The sequence below is a fragment of the Luteibacter sp. P1_D3 genome (assembly GCF_056406135.1).
The window spans coordinates 1-18,855 of the sequence record NZ_JBFUAT010000040.1; the positions used below are offsets into that span (position 1 = coordinate 1).

The following is an 18,855-nucleotide window of genomic DNA, read 5'->3' on the forward strand; positions in this document are numbered from 1 at the left end:
CTGCAGACCCTGCAGACACGGTTGAAGAACCGCGGCGACCGCCGTTTCTCTGAGCATTTTCTAGGCCGTGCCACCCGGCGCGTCCCGCTATGCTCCGAACAAACGCACTGACGCCGCCACACACTTCGTCAATCCCACCGCCCGGCGTCCGGACACGGACAGCCAATGCACCCGCGAATCCGTAGATCCGCGGCACGTCGCGCTGTGCTCGGCGTGCCGCACTTGGATGAGTGCGGCGGGAACTCATAAGGAGAGAACACTATGCCTGCAGCGAAGGAACATACGGAACGCTTCATTGGTTACCACGCCGACCCGGACGCCACGGCGCACGAGCTCATGAATGCCTCGGTCGAGTGGCTTCAGTACGCGCGAGGGCTGACCGGCCTGCTGGCCGACCTGATCCACGAGGCCGACGTGGTGGACTGCCAACGCATGGCACTCGGCCTGGAAGCGATCGGCGCACTGACCCGGATGGGGGTCGAGTGCACCGCGCAGGCCCACGTCCGCCTGTGCTGGGAGCAGGTCGGGAGGCCGGGCGCCACTGACCGATAGTGTCCGCCGAGGAGCGTCCGCGGACACCGCTGACCGAGGGAGGCGGCATCCCGGATATGGCCTGAAGGGCGGCGGCAAGCCGCTTCGCACCCTTGCACGCAGCCCCGCGAACCGACGGCACGGTCCTTGCACCGCCGTCGCCAAGCTCAAGGGTGCTCAAGGGAACCACAACGATGCAAACCAGGATTCTGTCGGCCGCGCTAGCCGGTCTGCTCACGATGGCCGGCCTTCCCGCGGTAGCTAACGCGGAAGACCTCATGGACATCTACCGCGAAGCGGTCGCCAACGACCCCGTGCTGGCCAGTGCCGATGCACGCCGGCTCGTCGTGGCCGAGGGCGTACCTCAAGCGCTTTCCGCACTGCTGCCGCAGTTGTCGGCCGGACTGAGCCTGCAGCAATTCCACCCCAGCTTCTCCAACGGAACGAACAGCGATGGCACGCCGAACACCGGCGGCGATGGCCACAGCCGCGAGCGCGACCTGAATCTGTCACTCAACCAGACCGTGGTCGATCTCTCCAAGTTCGCCCGCGAGCGTCAGGCCCGGCAGACCCAGGAAGCGCAGGAAGCCACGTACGAAGGCGAGCTCCAGGATCTCTACGTCCGTTCGACGAGCGCGTACTTCAACGTACTGGTCGCCGCAGACCAAGTCGAAGTGTTTCGCTCCTATGAGGACGCGTACAAGCAGTCGTTCGACCAGGCGACCATCAAGTTCGACCAGGGTCTGGCACCGGAAGCCGACCTGACGCAGTCGAAGGCGTACTACCTGCTGATCAAATCGGAGCGCGTCGACGCCGAGAACACCTTGAAGGATGCGCGACGCGCCCTTCAGCAGCTGACCGGCAAGGAGCCGGGAACACTGAAGACGCTGCGCGAAGATCTCCCCATGGAGGCGCCGACACCCGACAACGCCGCTGCCTGGGTCGACCAGGCCATGCGTCAGAATCCGTCCGTGATCGCCGCGAACCATCTGGTGAGCGCGGACGAGCACTCGATCAATGCCGCGCGTAGCGGGCATCTGCCCACGCTGAACGCTGCCGTCGGTTACGACAAGGTCGGTGCCTGGTCGAACGCCGCACGCGGCACGGCCGCCTACGGTCCCGGCAGCACGACCGTGGGCCTCGTGCTCACGGTGCCACTCTTCAGTGGCGGCCTGACCCAGTCCCAGGTACGCCAGGCCATCCACCAGCGCGACGAAGACCAGAGCGACCTCGAGTCGGTTCGCCGCCAGACGGCGCGTGACACGAACAACTATTTCAACCTCGTGGTCGCCGGGATCGGGCAGGTGAACGATGCACGCGATGCGGTCGACGCCGCGAAGAAGTCATTGGCCTCCCTGCGTGCCGGTTACGACATCGGTACGCAGAGCCTGACCAACGTGGTCGTCGCGATCGAAATCCTGGCCCAGATCCGCACCCAGTACACCGCACTTCGCCACAATTTCATCCTCAACAAGCTGTTGCTCAAGCGCAGCGTCGGTGCCGCCGAGCTGAAAGACATCGAGGAGATCAACCGCCTGCTGCAGTAAGATCTGGCAAGGGAAGACAATCAGGCGGCGACCCGCATTCCATGGCCATAGAAACAGAACGCCTCTCTATCAGCGAGTTTGCACTCGACGATGCGTCTTTCATCATCGAGTTGCTCAACGAGCCGGACTTCATCCGGCACATCGCCGACCGGGGCGTCCGGGACATCGCCGGCGCCGAGAAGTACCTGTCGGACGGCCCGCTGAAGAGCTACGCCACCCACGGCTATGGTCTGTACAAGGTTGCACTGACGTCCAGTGGCGAGCCGCTCGGCATGTGCGGGCTGATTCGCCGCGACACGCTCGACTTCCCCGATCTCGGCTATGCCTTCCTGGCCCGCCATTATCGTCGCGGTTACGCCAGCGAAGCCGGCGCTGCCGTGCTTGCGCATGCTCGCGCGGAACAGAACGTGGGCACGGTGGTGGCGATCACTTCGTTGGACAACGAAGGATCGATCCGCGTGCTGGAGAACCTGGGCTTTCGGTCCGAAGGCATCATCGACGTGCCGGGTTACGACACGCCGAGCCGCTACTTCGTCAACGATCCCTGATGCCTCACACCTGCCCGATGCCACCATCGGCCATCAGGTCCGAACCGGTCACGTACGAGCTCTGATCCGAGGCGAGAAAGACGGCCGCATGGGCAATCTCGTCCGCATGAGCCAGCCGACCGAGCGGGACCATCGCGTGATACATCTTCTCCAGGTCCTCACGCGTCTCCGTCTGCGAATCGAGAATCGGCGTATCCGTAACGCCTGGGCTGAGCGTATTGACGCGAATGCCACGATCCTTGAACTCGGCGGCCCAGGTGCGTGCATACGAACGCAGCGCCGCCTTGGTCGCCGCATACGCCGTGTGGCCCGGAATGCCCATGCCATGCATGGCGGAAGCGACGAGCACGATCGAACCGCCACCGGTCATCATCGGCAGCATCTTCTGCACGAGGAAGACGGGGCCGCGAGCCATGAGGTTGAACGCCTTGTCGAAATGTTCCGGCGTGAGAGTGTCGATCGGTGCCTGTTCGGTGAACCCGGCATTCGAGACGACGATGTCGACCGTGCGCCCCTCGCTGCGAACGACTGACGCCACCCGATCCAGATCGTCGAGATTCGCCGCATCGGCCTGGATGGCCGTGACCTGACCACCGATACGCTTCACCGCTTCATCGAGTTGGGCCTGACGGCGACCGAAGATGACCACGCGGGCGCCCTCGGCGACGAAGCGCTGGGCGATCGCCAGACCGATACCGGTGGTTCCACCGCTGATGACGGCGGTCTTGCCTGCTAGGGATGACATGGGGGCCTTCCAGGGATGCGTGAATGATTCCAACAGGCTAATCCCCGCCGCTGACGATGATAATCCGCGTATCTTCCCTATGATTGATTCCCGAAACGAATCGCTGGGAGACCTACGATGGATCGGTTTCACGAGCTCAAGGCGTTTGTCGCCGTCGTTGAAGCGGGTGGCTTCTCCGCCGCCGCGCGCCGCATGGGTGAGTCGCAGTCCGCCGTCAGCAAGGCCGTGGGCTCCCTGGAGAAACGGCTTGGTGTCGCGCTATTCATTCGCAGCACGCGCAACGTGAACCTGACCGACCAGGGGCAGCGCTATTACGACCGCACCAAGCCACTTCTGGCCGAACTGGACGAAGCCGACGGCGAGACGGCCCGTACCACGCAGGACGTCTCGGGACTGGTGCGCATCGCGGCGGCCTCCACTTTCGGTCGCCTGCATGTGCTTCCCCTCGTCCCCGAGTTGCTCGCACGACACCCCGGCTTGCAGGTCGATATCATCCTCTCCGACTTCGTCCGGGACATGGTGGACGACCGCATCGACCTGGCGATACGCGTCGGCGCCGTCAGTGAACCCGATGCGGTGGTCAGGCGCGTGGCGGGCACGCCGCTCGTCTGCGTCGGTTCCCGCCAGTACTTCGAGACGCATGGGCTACCGACGACACCCGCCGACCTCGTCCATCACAACTGTCTTCTTTACGGCGGTCTTGCCGAGTCGGCCAACTGGCCCTTCGTCGGTCCCGAAGGACGGTTCAGCGTCGCGGTACGCGGCAACCTTTCGTCGAACAGCGTGGATGCCATTCGCACGGCCGTGCTGGCGGGCGTGGGAATCGGCATGTTCGCGGGTCTCTCACTTGTGGACGAACTCAGTCATCCAGACGTGGTGACGATCCTCGACGATTTCATCGTCGATGTGAGAGACGTCAACCTCATCTGGCCGAAGCGCCGCTTTGTTCCTGCGCGCGTTCGCCAAGTCACCGAATTCTTCGCCGAAGCACTGTCGAAACGCATTTAGTCGCGGCGGCAGGTCACACAGTCACGTTTATCGACGGGGATATTCGGCAAGAATGCCGCCGGCATTCCGGCATCAAGCTCCCGCCGCTGTATGGGCCACGTGCGTTACGACGGCGCGAAGAGAGGCGATCAGCTGCGCCATTGCTGGACTTGGATCGTGATGGCGCAGTGCCGCACGAGCGTCGGAAAATGGACATCGATGCCGTATTTGCGGGGAAGTGCAGAAAATGCATGACCGTGTGAAGCGCCTTGAAAAACCACGCCAAATCCATCGCCGGAATTGTGCACGCGTCGCGGAGAGCGCTCGCATAGGCTGACCGCGCACGTCGGCCTCACAGATCGGGGGCCAGTCCGGCGTCTTTGCATCGACGTCCTTAATTAGCGACCCAGGTAACTGGCGTCGTCGCTGAAGTGCGGCCGGAATTCCTGGAACGGGAAGGGTCGCGCCGACCGGGGGTGGTATGAACAAGCGTCACGTGGGAAGCATTCGTCGTAGTCCGCTTGCCAAGGGAATCTACCTCGCCATCGCATCGGTACTGGCGATGCCATTGCTGAGTGAACCCGCCTACGCCGACTGTACCCAGGCCGGGGCGACCGTCACCTGTGCGAACGGTACGTCGTTCGTCAATTACGTGATTCCCACCAATGGCGTCACGATCAACGTGCAATCGACCGGCAACCTGTCGGTGCCTCTCCTGCTCGGTGGGGCGGCACTCACGGCGTCCGGCAACGGCATTACGCTGAACAACGCGGGCATCATCGATCCGTCCCTCACCGGCGGACTCAGCCTCGGTTCGGCCGGTGCCATGCTGGGCAACGCGACCGTCGGCGGCAACACCATCAACGTCAACAACACCGGCACGATGAACGGCGTGTTCGACGCGACGTCGTTGCTGGGCATCGGTGGACAAGCACTGGTCGTGCAGAATGCCTCGGGCGGCGTGGCCAACATCGTCAACGACGGCACCATGGGCGTCTCGCTCCTCGGCCTCGGGACGATTACGACGGTGGCGGATGCGCCCGTGATCCTTTCCTATGGCGGTGGCCGAACGAATCTCACCAATTCGGCAGGCCGCACGATCACCGGTCGGATCGGCTTCGCCGCATCGGGCGCGGGTCCCAATACCTTCGTCAATGCCGGGACGATCAACGGCAGCGTCTACATGGGCGACACGCCGACCGGTAACTCGTTTACCGCCGTGAGTGGTTCGAACGTCGTCAACGCCGGCTTGGGCGTGAACCTCGGCATTCTTTCGATCAACGTCAGCCTGGCCGGCGCAGGCCAGGTGGACGGCGGGCTCGGCGCCGACAACCGCTTGCTGCTGCAGAACTCCGCGACCGGCACGGGATCGGGAACCGGCGGCGTCGTCTCGACGATCAATGCCGCGAACTATCTGCACTTCCAGCATCTGGTCGTGAACAGCGGCACCTGGAACCTGCTGGGTGCCGCCGTGAGTGGCGATGCCACGATCAATGACGGCCTCGTCAATTTCAACAACGCCGGTGTGTTCGGCACCGGCCAGATGACCGTCAACGGTGGAGCTATCGCGGCGTCGGCCGCCGGCCTGTCGCTGGCAAACGCCATCAATCTCAACACCGGTCGACTCGAGCTGGCCGGTACCACCGCGTTCGGCCTCGCGGGTGTGATCTCCGGCGCGGGCGGCCTCACGGTCACCAACACGGCCGTGGTCACGCTGGGCGGCGCGAACCTCTTCAGTGGGGGCGTGAACCTCAACGCGGGTGGGTTGCTGCTGGGTAATGCGGGCGCGCTGGGGACGGGTGTCCTCACGGTCGGCGGCAACGCCACCCTCAACACCACGGGCGCCTTCAGCCTGGCTAACGCCGTCGCTGTGAATGCGGGCAGCACACTGACTCTTCCGGGCACACAGGCAGTCACCTTGAACGGTGCGCTTTCAGGCGCAGGAAACGTGGTGAAGTCGGGCGTGGGCACGCTCACGCTCGGCGGGATCGACAGCATGACCGGCGGCTTCTCCCTCACCGGCGGTTCCCTCGCCGTCGGTGCCGGCGGCATGCTGTCGCCGGCACAGGCGATGACGCTTGCCGCTGGCACCACGCTCGATATCTCCGGCGCCGGTGCCAACCAGGGTATCGGCTCGCTGGCCGGTGTCGGCGGCACGGTGAATCTTGGGGCGAGGACGTTGACGCTCGGTGGCCTCGGCAATACCAGCTACCTGGGGACGATTGCAGGCACCGGCGGGCTGGTGAAAGTGGGAGCGGGCGTCCAGACCCTGGGTGGGACCAACACCTTCTCAGGCGGCGTTGCGCTGAACGGTGGTGGCCTGCTGCTGGGTAACGCGAACGCCCTCGGGTCGGGCGTTCTCAGCGTCGGCGGAACGACGACCCTCGATGTCACCGGTTCCATGACGCTTTCGAACAACGTCAGCCTCAATAGCGGCGGATCGCTGAGCCTCCTCGGCGGCCAACCGCTGGTGCTCGACGGCACCCTTTCCGGCGTGGGCAACCTGATCAAGAACGGCGCCTCTCAGCTGACGCTGCGTGGCGTGAACACATTCAGCGGCGGCCTGACCGCGAACGCAGGTGGCCTCCTCCTCGGTAACAGCAGTGCCCTTGGCAGCGGCGCGCTGACCGTCAATGGCGCCGTGACCCTGGATGGTGAGACACAGCTCAACCTCGCCAACGACATGAACCTGGGCGCCGGTGGGGTGCTGAACGTGCTCGGTGGTCAACCGCTGACGTTCGGCGGTGTGCTCGCGGGCGCGGGTGGGCTGACCAAGAGCGGCGCATCGACGCTGACCCTGACGGGCGCCAACACCTTTACCGGTGGGCTGAACATCGCGGCGGGCACCGTGGCACTCGCCGGTGGCGGCCACCTTGCGGCGACCGGCAACGTGACACTCAGCGCGCCAGGAGCCGGTTTCGACATTTCCGCCGCGACGGGTGCACAGACCATCGGTGCCCTGTCGGGTGTCGCAAGCACCACGATTACCCTCGGCGCCAACGCGCTGACCTTCGGCGATGCGACGAACCAGACCTACGCCGGTGTCATCTCCGGTACGGGCTCGATCACGAAAACAGGGTCGGGCACACAGACACTGAGCGGCGCGAATACCTTCAGCGGCGGCGTGACGCTCAATCAGGGCGGCCTGCTGGTCGGGAATGCGGGCGCGTTGGGCACGGGTGCGCTCACGGTCAACGGGCCAGGAACACTCGACAGCACGGCGGCGCTCACCCTCGGCAACAACGTCAACCTCGCCGGGGGTGCACTGAACCTGCTCGGTAGTCAGAACCTCACGCTGAGCGGCGTGGTATCGGGCACGGGCAGCCTGACCAAGAACGGCGCCTCGGTGCTCACGTTAAGTGGCACGAACACTTACAGCGGAGGCACGACCCTCAACGCCGGTGGCCTGGTGCTGAGCAACTCGAATGCCCTGGGCACCGGCCCGCTGAACGTGGGTGGTGCCGTCACGCTGGGAAGCACCGCCGCGGTCTCGCTCGCCAACGCCGTGAACCTCGGTGCGGGCAGCGCCTTGACCCTGCCGGGCACGCAGAACATCACCCTGGGCGGCATCATCGCCGGTAGCGGCAGCCTCACCAAGAACGGTGCCTCGCTGCTGACGTTGAATGGTGCGAACACCTTCTCCGGGGGCCTGACCGCCAACGCCGGGGGCCTGCTTCTCGGCAACAGCGGCGCACTGGGAACGGGTGCGCTCAACGTCGGCGGTCCCCTCACCCTGGATGCCACGGCAGCGGTCTCGCTCGCCAATGCAGTGAACCTCGGCGCCGGCAGTGCGCTGACGGTTCTCGGCAGCCAGGATGTCGCCCTGGGCGGCGTCGTGTCGGGCACCGGCAGTATCGTCAAGAACGGCGCCGCGGTGCTTTCGTTGAACAATGCCAACACCTTCAGCGGCGGCGTGAACCTCAACGGTGGTGGCCTGTCGCTCGGCAACAACGGCGCGCTCGGCACGGGTGTCCTGAATGTCGGTGCGAACGCGTCGCTCGACGCGAGCACCTCGCTTGCCGTCGCCAACAATGTCGCTCTCGCTGCTGGCGCGAACCTCAACGTGCTGGGCAGCCACGCACTGACCCTGGCCGGCGCGCTCTCCGGCGCCGGCAGCCTGACCAAGAACGGCATCGAGACCCTGACGTTGAGTGGTCCGAACACCTATACCGGTGGCACGATCATCAACGCCGGAACGCTGGCGCTCGGCGCGGGTGGCAGTCTCGCCACCAGTGGCGCAGTGACGCTGGCCGGCGCGGGCGCCGGCTTCGACCTGTCCGCCGCTGGCGCGCAAACGATCGGCGCCTTGTCCGGCGTCGCTGGCAGCACGATCGCCCTCGGCGGCAATACCTTGAACTTCGGCACCGCCGCGAATACGACCTTCGACGGCACCATCAGCGGTAATGGCGCCCTCGTGAAAGCAGGGGCCGGCGTACTGACGCTGGGTGGCGCAAGCACGTTCAGTGGTGGCCTGACGGTGAACGCAGGTGGCCTGATCGTCGGCAACAACACCGCGCTCGGCACGGGCACCCTGACGGTCGGCGGCGCGACGACGCTCGATGCGAGCGGCCTGGTGACCCTTACCAACCAGATCACGCTCAACGCGGGTCTCACCGTCCTCGGTAGCAACGCGCTGACCCTCAACGGCAACATCGTCGGTACCGGTGGACTCACCAAGGACGGCCTGGCAACGCTGACCTTGAATGGTCCAAACACGTTCACCGGCGGCACGAACATCAACGCCGGCACCCTCGCGCTCGGCGCGGGCGGCAGCCTGGCCAGCAGTGGCATCGTGAACCTCGCCACGGGTGCCACGTTCGATCTCTCGGCAGGCAACGGCACGCAGACGTTCGGCACGCTGACTGGCGGAGGCACCGTCAATCTCGGCGCGAACACGATCAGCATCGGCGATGCGACCAACGGCATCTTCAGCGGATCGATCGCCGGCACGGGTGGGGTGATCAAGGAAGGCACCGGCACGGAGACACTCACCGGAACCAACACGTATACCGGTGGCACGCTGATCAATGCCGGCACGCTGGCGATCGGTGCGGGAGGCAGCCTTGCCGCCACCGGTGCGGTGAACCTCGCGGCGTCCGGAACGAGCTTCGACATCTCCGCGGCGGGCAACCAGTCGATCGGCGTGTTGAACGGCGTGGCCGGCAGCACGGTGACGCTCGGTGGTAACACGCTGACGCTCGGTGGCATCGGTAACGGCGCTTACGACGGCGTGATCGCCGGCACCGGCGGCCTGGTGAAGAACGGCCTCGGCGTGCAGGAGCTCGGCGGCGCCAACACCTTCAGCGGTGGCGTCACATTGAATGCCGGCGGGCTGTTGCTCGGCAACAACGGCGCGCTCGGCACGGGCGGGCTGACGGTCAACGGCGACGCCTCGCTGGACACCAATGCAGCACTCACCCTCGGCAACACCATCGCACTGACCAGCGGCAACCTCGACCTGCTCGGCAGCAACGCGTTGACGCTCGGTGGCACGATCTCGGGCGCGGGTGGTTTGATCAAGAATGGTACGTCGACCGTCACGCTGACCGGCGCGAATACCTACACCGGCGGCAGCACGATCAACGAAGGCACGTTGGCGATCGGTGCGGGCGGCAGTCTCGCCGCGACCGGGGCAGTGAACTTCACCGGCACCGGTACCCTGGATATCTCGGCGGGCGGCAACCAGAGCATCGGTTCGCTCGGTGGCGTCGCGGGCAGCGCGGTCGCGCTCGGTGGCAACACGCTCACCTTGGGCGGTGCGACCGACAGCACGTTCAACGGAAGCATCAGTGGTAGCGGCGGACTGGTGAAGAACGGCGCCGGTGTGCAGACGCTGGGTGGCGCGAGCAGCTTCAGCGGCGGTGTCGCGTTGAATGCCGGGGGCCTGATCGTTGGCAACAATGCGGCGCTCGGCACGGGCGCGTTGACTGTCGGCGGTGCGTCGACGCTCGATTCTTCCAGTGCCACTACGCTAGCCAACGATGTCGTACTCAACGCCGGCCTGACCGTGCTGGGCACGAACGACCTGACCCTCAACGGCGACCTCTCGGGCACCGGCAGCCTGACCAAGGATGGCCTCGCCACGCTCACCTTGAACGGTGCGAACACGTACACCGGCGGCACCTACATCAACGCAGGCACGCTGGCGCTCGGTGCAGGCGCGAGCCTCTACGCCAGCGGTGTCGTGAACCTCGCCTCGGGTGCGACCTTCGACCTCTCGGCCGGAAATGGCACGCAGGCGTTCGGCACGCTGATCGGCAGCGGCATGGTCAACCTCGGCAACAACAACCTGATCGTGGGCGGCCCGACCGACGGCACCTTCAGTGGCGGCATCGCCGGCACGGGTGGCCTGATCAAGGAAGGGACGGGTACGGAGACGCTCACCGGCACGAACACGTATACCGGCGGCACGACGATCAACGCCGGCACGCTGGCGATCGGCGCGGGCGGCAGTCTTGCCGCCACGACGGCGGTGACCCTCACGGCGGCAGGCACGGCGTTCGACATCTCGACCGGTGGTAACCAGTCGATCGGCGCACTCAATGGCGTCGCCGGCAGCACGGTGTCCCTGGGTGCCAATGCACTGACGCTGGGCGGTGTCGGCAATGCCAACTTCGATGGCGTCCTCACCGGCGCGGGCGGAAGCCTCGTGAAGAACGGTGCCGGCACGCAGACGCTCGGTGGTGCGAACACGTTCACTGGAGGCGTCACGCTCAACGACGGCGGTCTCGTCGTCGGCAACAATGATTCGCTGGGCACCGGCGCATTGACTGTCGCTGGCGCGACGTCGCTGGATGCGAACGCGGCCGTGACGCTGGCGAATACGGTGGCACTCAACGCCGGCCTGACCGTGCAGGGCAGCAACGACCTCACGCTCGGTGGTGCGATCGCCGGCGCCGGCAGCCTGACCAAGGACGGCGCCGCGACGCTGACGCTCACCAACGCCGATACGTATACGGGTGGCACGATCATCAACGCCGGTACGCTGGCCATCGGTGCCGGTGGAAGCCTGGCATCGACGGGCGCGGTAAACCTGGCTGGCACCGGCACGTTCGATCTCTCGGCGGGCGGCAACCAGGCCATCGGTACGCTCGCCGGCGTTGCCGGCAGCACGGTCGCGCTCGGCGGAAACACACTTACCCTGGGCGCAGCAGCCGATACGACGTTTGACGGCAGCATCGTCGGCACCGGCGGGCTCGTGAAGAACGGCGCCGGCACGCTTGGCCTCGGCGGCGCGAGTAGCTTCAGCGGTGGCGTGACCTTGAATGCCGGTGGGCTCAGCGTCGGCAACGATGCGGCACTCGGCACGGGCGCACTCACCGTGGGTGGCGCCGCGTCACTCGATGCGACGGCGGCAACCACGCTGGCCAACGACGTCGCACTCAACGCGACGCTGACCCTTCCGGGTAGCAACGACCTCACGCTCGACGGCGCCATCTCGGGCACCGGTGGTCTGATCAAGCACGGCGCCGTGAGACTGGCCTTGAACGGCAACAACACCTTCAGCGGCGGCACGACCGTCGACGGTGGAACGTTGGTCGTCGGTAGCGATACGGCGCTCGGTACCGGTGGCCTCGCCATCGATGGCGCCACCCTGGAAGCCGGTGCCGCGGTGACGCTCGGCAACGACGTCACGGTCGGCGGCAACGGCGTGACCGTGCAAGGTCCTGAGAACCTCACCTTGAACGGTAGCCTCAGTGGCAGCGGTGGCCTCGACAAGGAAGGCACGGGCGCCTTGAACCTCGGCGGATCGCTCGCAGGCTTCAGCGGTGACCTGACGGTCAACGGCGGCATCCTCAATGCCAGCAACCCGTACACCGGCGGGATCTCGGTCGGCGCGAGCGGCACGCTCAACCTCGGCGGCAGCGGCAACGCGGTGACGGTGGCCGGGCCGATCGCCGGTACAGTGAACCTCGGCGGCGGCAGCAACCTGACTCTGGGTTACGGTGACCTCCCGGAAGTGACCGGCACGGTCAACGGCACGGCGCCGGGCTCGACGCTGAACATCACCGGCAATGGCGAAGCCAGTCTGCCGGGTGGTTCGTTCAACAACATCAGCAACCTCAACGTCGGCGCAGGCACGTTGTCGGTGGATAGCGGCACGTCCGTCACGTTCGCCGGGGGCACCACCATCGGTGGCACGCTGGTGGTGAACGGCAACCTGGGCGGACCGGCCACGATCAATCCGGGCGGCGGCCTGGTCGGCGGCGGCACGATCACCGGACCGGTGACGGTGGATGGCACGGTGGCGCCGAGTGGCATCGATGGCGCGTCGGGTGCCGCCGCGGGCAGCGGCACGGCGGGCACGGTGCTGACCGTGGGCGGGCTCACGCTCGGCGCCGGTTCGACCACGCACATCCGCACCACGACGGGCGGCGTCAGCGACAGCATCAACGTCAACGGTCCCGCCGCCGTCGATGGCCAACTGGTCGTCGCCCCCGCAGGCGGATCGTACGGGCCGAGCACCACGTACACCATCATCAATGCCAGCGGTGGCATCACCGGCACCTACGCCAGCGTGACCAAGAACGCCCTGCCGTTCCTGGATGTGGGTGTGACAAAGCAGGGCAACCAGTTGCTCCTCACGCTGAGCCAGGCCGGTCTGGGAGAAGGGACTGGCGGGACGCCGTTTGATCAGTTCCCGGGCCTCAACGGCAACCAGCAACATATGGCCGCGGCCCTGCAACACGTTGCGATCTCGGGCGGCGATCCCCTGCCGACCTTGCTCGGCTACGTACGCGGCCTGCGCGCCGACCAGGTGGTCCAGGCCTTCGATTCGCTCACCGGCGAAACCTATGCCTCCGCCACCAACGCCGAACTCAGTGGCCAGAGCCAGTACCAGGACTCGCTGTTCTACCGGCTCAAGTTGCAGCGCGATACCGGCGAACAGGGCTCCGCCGTCTGGGCCGAGCCGTATACCTCGAGCACCAACTTCGACGGCAGCGCCGAAGTGGCCCATACCGATTACCGCATCCACGGCGTGATCATCGGCGCCGACGCGCCGCTGACGCCCGACCTGCGCCTGGGTGTGCAYGCCAACGTCGCCAACTCGCGCACCGAGGTGGATCGCCGCGGCGACTACACCGATGTGGACCAGGCGTCGATCGGCCTGCACGCGCTCTACTTCAACCAGCGGCAGTGGTGGGCGGAAGGTCTGGCCTCGTATGGCTGGCAGAACGCGGACAGCAATCGCCGCATTGTCGTCGGATCGTACGATCCGCAGGCTACCGGCCACTACAACGGCAAGACGACCAACGCGGCGCTGGAAGGTGGTTACCGCTTCGAGGTTGGCAAGGCCATGCACCTGGAGCCCTTCGTCGGCGCGTATTACACGAAGGTCAAGTACGACGCCTTCACCGAGAAGAACGCGGGCGATGCCGACCTTCGTGTGAGCCGCAATGAGGCCAGCAGCCTGCAATACGGCGTGGGCGCGCGACTGGTCGGCGACGTCGACCTCGGTGTGGAAGGCACTCGTCTGCATCCCATCGTGATGGTCCGCTACCTGCACAACACGAAGAACGATCCGGTGACGGTGAACAATGCCTTCGCCGGTGCGCCGTCGGACAGCTTCGTGGTGGAAGGCTCGCGACCGGTCCGGAACCATTGGCAGGCTGGCGTCGGCGTGAGTTTCGACATCACGCCGAAGGCGAGCACCTTCGTGTACTACAACGCGGATGTCGCGTCGCACAGCACGAGCAACGCGGTGAACCTGGGGGTTCGCTGGAACTTCTGATCCAGCAGCAACGCCTGGATCTTGGGAACGCCTGCATTGGCAGGCGGTTGTAGGAGCCGATTCATCGGCGATAGGGGTTGAGGCAACCTGGCTATCGCCGATGAATCGGCTCCTACAACGAGCGCGGGCCCCGCGGTAGAGCAGGTGGTTTAGCGGACCGACTTGAACGCGGCGCGCAGTTCTTCCGCAAACAGCTGCGGCTGTTCCCAGGCGGCGAAGTGACCGCCCTTGCTCACCTGGTGGTAGTAGAAGAGGCTCGGATACGCGGCCTTGCTCCAGCTTTCCGGTGCCTTGTAGATCTCGTGCGGGAACACCGTGATGGCGACCGGCACCTTGATCTCGTTGGTACGCTGGGTGACGGCGCTGAAGTTATTGTTGTTGTTCTCCCAGTAAAACCGTGACGAGGACGCACCGGTGTTGGTCAGCCAGTACAGTGTGATGTCGTTGAGCATCTCGTCGCGCGAGAGCACGTTCTCGGGGATACCGTTGCTGTCGCTCCACTGGCCGAACTTTTCGTACATCCAGGCGGCCAGGCCCGAGGGCGAATCCGAAAGCGAATAGCCGATGGTTTGCGGACGCGTCACCATCATGGCGCCGTAAGCGGCATTGCGGCCGAAGAAGGTGCTCAGCGACTGATAGGCCTCCTTCTCGTCCGGCTTGAGTTCGGCTGGCGCCGGGTCACCTGCGTTGATGCCCTTGACGAGATTGCCCGGAATCGTGGCCGGCATGTTCAGGTGGATGGCGAGAAGACCCTTCGGTGCCTGGCGTGCCAGCGCGTCGGAAATCACCGAACCATGGTCGCCGCCCTGTGACACGTAGTGCTTGTAGCCAAGGCGCTTCATCAGGACATCCCAGGCACGCGCGGTGCGCTCGGGATTCCAACCCAGTTCCGTCGGCTTGCCGGAGAAGCCGTAACCAGGAATGGAAGGAATGACGACGTCGAACGCGTCTTCCGCACGACCGCCGTAGGCGACCGGGTCGGTCAGTGGACCGATGGTCTTGAGGAACTCGAAGGTCGAACCAGGCCAGCCATGCGTGAGGATGACGGGCAGGCCATGCGGGTTTTTCGAGCGCACGTGGATGAACTGGATATCGACGCCGTCGATGTTGGTGACGAACTCAGGCAGCGCATTGAGCTGTGCCTCGGCCTTGCGCCAGTCGTAGTCGGTACCCCAGTACTTGACCAGTGCCTGCACGCGGGCGAGCTGCACACCCTGCGATTCGTCCTTCACCACTTCCTTGTCCGGCCAGCGGGTTTCCGCGATGCGACGGCGAAGATCGTCGATTTGTTCCTGCGGCACGTGGACATGGAAGGGACGGATGCTCTCGTCGACCTTCGTCGTGCCGGTAGCGGTGGCCACTGCCTCGAAGGCGTGGGCGGGCTGTGCGTAAACCGAGGGCGCGAGCATCGCAAATCCCACGGCGATGGCGAGGGTGCGCTTAGCGAATGCGGATGACATCATCGTTCTCCTGTTGGCTTCCATAGATAGAGGGAGCAACGACAGGCATGTTTGCCGCTGCGTGTTGACAGTCTATGGAGCGCACCGGACGTCCCTCGTGTCCGGAACAGCAGGGTTTTGCATCACTACGTATCCCCGCCAGCGCCGTATACAAAACGCTACAAACGGCCGGGAACCTCGGTCAGCGACTAAAGCACTACTTGTGCAAAGGACGCCTAAGCAGGCAATCTGGCCCGAGGGCACCCATGCACGGATCCTGGGTAGGTCAACGCACCAGGCTCGGGGGTCCAAGGCATGACGATGTCGGCGCGTGCGCCACGATGGCTCGGCGCCTTCGCCGGGCTGCTGCTTGCCGGCACGGCCGGCGCCTCTCCACCCGTTTCGCTAGGCAGCTACCAGCACACGGCCTTCCAGAAACAGGACGGCGCGCCCGGCGATCTCGCCAGCATCGCGCAGACGGCCGATGGCTTCCTCTGGATGACCGGCACCAAGGGCGTGACCCGCTTCGATGGCGTCACGTTCCAGGCCTTCAGGCCCGCCCCGGGCGAGGCTTTCCGTGCGGCGCAACTCAATAGCGTCTTCCCGGCAGAAGGTGGCGGCCTCTGGATCGCCAACTCCGATAGCGGACCGACGCTGCTGAAGGATGGCCACCTGTCGCATTTCGACGAGCCGAAAGGCGTCGTCGCGTCGATCAACGCGTTCTTTGCGGACCCCGAGGGCGGCGTCTGGGCGGTCTCGCCCAAGGGGCTGATCCGCTTCAGGGCCGGCGCCTGGGAAATGGTCGAGCCCAACACGCCGGAGCGGTCGACTAGCCGTGCCATCTTCGACCGGAGCGGCGCCTTGTGGATCGTGGGGGGCGGAAAAGTCGCGGTCCGGCCCCACGGTGCGCCGGCCTTCCTCGATGTTTCCGGTGGACCCGACAAGCCACGATACATTTTCATCGGCGAGTCCGGCCGGCTCTACATCACGACGCGACTGGCCGTGACCATCTACCGGGTCGAGGGGACGAGGCTGATCGAGACCGCGGCGCCGCTCCCTATTCCCGTCAGCGCGTTGCGCGAAGACGGCGAGGGCGCGGTATGGATCACCAGCACGACGCGAGCAGTCGCCTTTCTCTCACCGGAAGCCCTTCGCCGTGCCGAGGCCACGCATGCCGAGCCGGTCTCCGAGTTCATGGACCGTGCGGACGGCCTGACCGGCAGCTATGCGTGGCCGATGATCCGGGACCGCGAGGGCAATCTCTGGGTGGGGACGCAGAATGGCCTGGACCGGTTCCGGCGATCGGCTTTCACGACGGTGAAGCTGCCCGATGGCATCCACGAGGTATCGGCGTCGGTGGATGCCGAAGGTACGGTGTGGGTCGGTAGTGAAACCCATCCCCTGCTGCAGCTCGTCCCGCCGGCGTCATGGCGGGAGACTGAGATTCCCCGCCTCACCATGGCGACGTTCTTCGATGCACGACGCGATACGATCTGGGCGGCGGCGGTGGACACGTTATGGTCCATTTCCAAAGGCACGCCGACGCGCGCCACCGCCGTGCGCGACGACGCGGTACACGCAGCGAACAACTGTGTCGCCAGCGACAGCAAGGGCCGGGTCTACGTCTGCACGAACCGGTCGGAACACAACCTGCTCGTATGGGATGGCGTCGGCTGGAGCGATGCGTCGCCCGTGAACCTGCGACCGAAAGTCCTCGCCGTCGACGACGACGACAACCTCTGGGTGGGAGGGGCGGCCGAACCTCGCCTGACACGCATCGCGCAAGGCGTGGCGACGACGTTCGGCAAGCCACAAGGCCTGCAGGAGGGTGTGATCAGGGCCATGTTCGCCGAGCCCGGCGGCCTCTGGATCGGCGGCGACAATGGCATCCAGCACTTCGACGGCAAGCGCTTCACGTCGATCGGGGCCTTGGACGACGAGGCCTTCCAGACGGCCACTGGCCTGGTCAAGGATGCGGAGGGCAACCTCTGGATCCAGACACTCGACGGCGTGCGTGACGTGGCGGCGGACGATCTGGCCAGGGCCCTGGTCGCGCCCGCCACCTTCGTCCCTTACCGTGCCTTCGATGCGACGGATGGCTTGCCGGGCGCTCCCGATCCGGACCGCACCTTGCCAACGTTGCGCCGGAGTAACGACGGCCTCCTCTGGGCGCAGACGGCGTCGGGGCTTGCCTGGCTCGATCCGAAGCGTATCCCGGAAAACTACGTCGCACCGGTGGCGTACGTGGAGGACGTCACCAGCGGCGACACGACGTACCCGCTCGAGCAGGGACGGGTGACGCTGTCGGCGGCCATGCGCAGCTTCCGGGTGGCGTACACCTCGCCCATGTTGAGCCGCCCGGAGCGTGCCCATTTTCGCTATCGGCTGGTCGGCTACAACGACGCCTGGCAGGATGGCGGCACGCGGCGCGAAGCGGTTTTCACCAATGTGCCGCCGGGTGACTATCGCTTCGAAGTCAGCGCCATCAACGAGAACGGTGTGGCCAGCGCGGCGACGGCCATGGCCCGGATCGTCAGGCGACCCGCCTATTACGAAACGTGGTGGTTCCGTGCACTCGGTGTCCTGCCATTGGTGTTGGCTCTCTGGTTGGCTTACGAGCTGCGTACGCGCGCCCTGACCCGCGGCCTTCGCATCCGCGCCGAGGAACGCGAAGCCGTCGCACGCGATATCCACGACACCCTGCTGCAGCGCTTCCAGGGACTCATGCTCACGTTGCAGGCGTGGGCCATCGACGAGAGCATTCCGCGCGATCGTCGTGCGGACATGCGTGAGATGTCGGAGCAGACCCGCGATGCACTGCTCGAAGGGCGTGAGCGCATCCTGCTGCTCCGTCGCACGGAAGATCACGGCCTGGCGCTATACGATCAGATGGCAGCGGAAGGCCGTCGCCTGCAGGCCACGCACGGCATGATCTTTTCGCTCGAGGTGAACGGCACGCCGCGACCGCTGGCCAAGGCGTGCGAGAGCGAACTTCGCGACATCGCGTTCGAAGCCTTGCGTAACGCGTTTGCGCACTCGCATGGCGAGACCGTCGCCCTCGTGCTCGGCTATGCGGAAGATGCCTTGTGGCTGGTGATCACGGACGACGGCGCCGGCTTCGATGAATCGCTCATGGCGAAGGCACGCGAAAGCGGCCACTTCGGGCTGGTCGGATTGCGTGAGCGGGTGTCGCGACTTGCCGGCACGCTCAACGTGGAATCGTCGCCCGGTGAAGGCACCGAGATTCACATCAAGCTGCCAGGCCATACGGCTTACGCAGGGTATCGCCGCCGCTGGTGGTCGATCCGCCGGTAAGCCCGGACCG

General features: G+C 65.6%; 8 protein-coding genes. 6 read left to right on the forward strand and 2 right to left on the reverse strand.

From position 1 onward, the window contains the following. Nucleotides 1-261 precede the first annotated feature (261 nt). The 3 genes from AC1DYM_RS19700 to AC1DYM_RS19710 all read left to right on the forward strand — a co-directional run bounded on the left by AC1DYM_RS19700 (nt 262) and on the right by AC1DYM_RS19710 (nt 2,626). On the forward strand, nt 262-552 hold the full coding sequence (locus AC1DYM_RS19700) for a hypothetical protein (RefSeq protein WP_477341222.1): 291 nt from the start codon (nt 262-264) through the stop codon (nt 550-552). A gap of 173 nt (nt 553-725) precedes the next feature. Further along, on the forward strand, nt 726-2,078 hold the full coding sequence (locus AC1DYM_RS19705; RefSeq protein ID WP_477341224.1) for a TolC family outer membrane protein: 1,353 nt from the start codon (nt 726-728) through the stop codon (nt 2,076-2,078). Nucleotides 2,079-2,119: 41 nt separating this feature from the next. After that, the gene (locus AC1DYM_RS19710) at nt 2,120-2,626 is read left to right on the forward strand and encodes a GNAT family N-acetyltransferase (RefSeq protein ID WP_477341226.1); all 507 of its coding nucleotides are present in this window, start codon (nt 2,120-2,122) and stop codon (nt 2,624-2,626) included. Between the two features lie 4 nt (nt 2,627-2,630). Here AC1DYM_RS19710 and AC1DYM_RS19715 read toward each other — a convergent pair whose 3' ends face one another. Further along, nucleotides 2,631-3,371: an SDR family NAD(P)-dependent oxidoreductase gene (locus tag AC1DYM_RS19715; protein ID WP_477341228.1), complete on the reverse strand. Its 741-nt coding sequence runs from the start codon at nt 3,369-3,371 to the stop codon at nt 2,631-2,633. A gap of 117 nt (nt 3,372-3,488) precedes the next feature. On the opposite strand from AC1DYM_RS19715, the gene AC1DYM_RS19720 reads away from it, so the two are divergent. After that, entirely contained in the window at nt 3,489-4,379 is an 891-nt protein-coding gene (locus tag AC1DYM_RS19720; protein ID WP_477341230.1) for a LysR family transcriptional regulator, read from the forward strand. Nucleotides 4,380-4,839: 460 nt separating this feature from the next. Next, nucleotides 4,840-14,091, forward strand: coding sequence for an autotransporter-associated beta strand repeat-containing protein (locus AC1DYM_RS19725; protein WP_477341232.1), 9,252 nt, complete (start codon nt 4,840-4,842; stop codon nt 14,089-14,091). Between the two features lie 149 nt (nt 14,092-14,240). Here the strand turns inward: AC1DYM_RS19725 and AC1DYM_RS19730 are convergent, their stop codons facing one another. After that, nucleotides 14,241-15,551 carry an epoxide hydrolase family protein gene (locus tag AC1DYM_RS19730; RefSeq protein ID WP_477341234.1) on the reverse strand — a complete coding sequence of 437 codons (1,311 nt, stop codon included), beginning with the start codon at nt 15,549-15,551 and terminating at the stop codon, nt 14,241-14,243. A gap of 294 nt (nt 15,552-15,845) precedes the next feature. Here AC1DYM_RS19730 and AC1DYM_RS19735 point away from each other — a divergent pair, with 294 nt between their 5' ends. Continuing rightward, a complete protein-coding gene (locus tag AC1DYM_RS19735) occupies nt 15,846-18,845 on the forward strand; it encodes a sensor histidine kinase (RefSeq protein WP_477341236.1) in 3,000 nt (999 codons plus the stop codon). Nucleotides 18,846-18,855: the final 10 nt, after the last annotated feature.

Excerpts from the sequence above, each read along its gene's own strand:
- AC1DYM_RS19700 (WP_477341222.1), top strand. The coding sequence starts at position 262 with ATGCCTGCAGCGAAGGAACATACGGAACGCTTCATTGGTTACCACGCC.
- AC1DYM_RS19705 (WP_477341224.1), top strand. The coding sequence starts at position 726 with ATGCAAACCAGGATTCTGTCGGCCGCGCTAGCCGGTCTGCTCACGATG.
- AC1DYM_RS19710 (WP_477341226.1), top strand. The coding sequence starts at position 2,120 with ATGGCCATAGAAACAGAACGCCTCTCTATCAGCGAGTTTGCACTCGAC.
- AC1DYM_RS19715 (WP_477341228.1), bottom strand. The coding sequence starts at position 3,371 with ATGTCATCCCTAGCAGGCAAGACCGCCGTCATCAGCGGTGGAACCACC.
- AC1DYM_RS19720 (WP_477341230.1), top strand. The coding sequence starts at position 3,489 with ATGGATCGGTTTCACGAGCTCAAGGCGTTTGTCGCCGTCGTTGAAGCG.
- AC1DYM_RS19730 (WP_477341234.1), bottom strand. The coding sequence starts at position 15,551 with ATGTCATCCGCATTCGCTAAGCGCACCCTCGCCATCGCCGTGGGATTT.
- AC1DYM_RS19735 (WP_477341236.1), top strand. The coding sequence starts at position 15,846 with ATGACGATGTCGGCGCGTGCGCCACGATGGCTCGGCGCCTTCGCCGGG.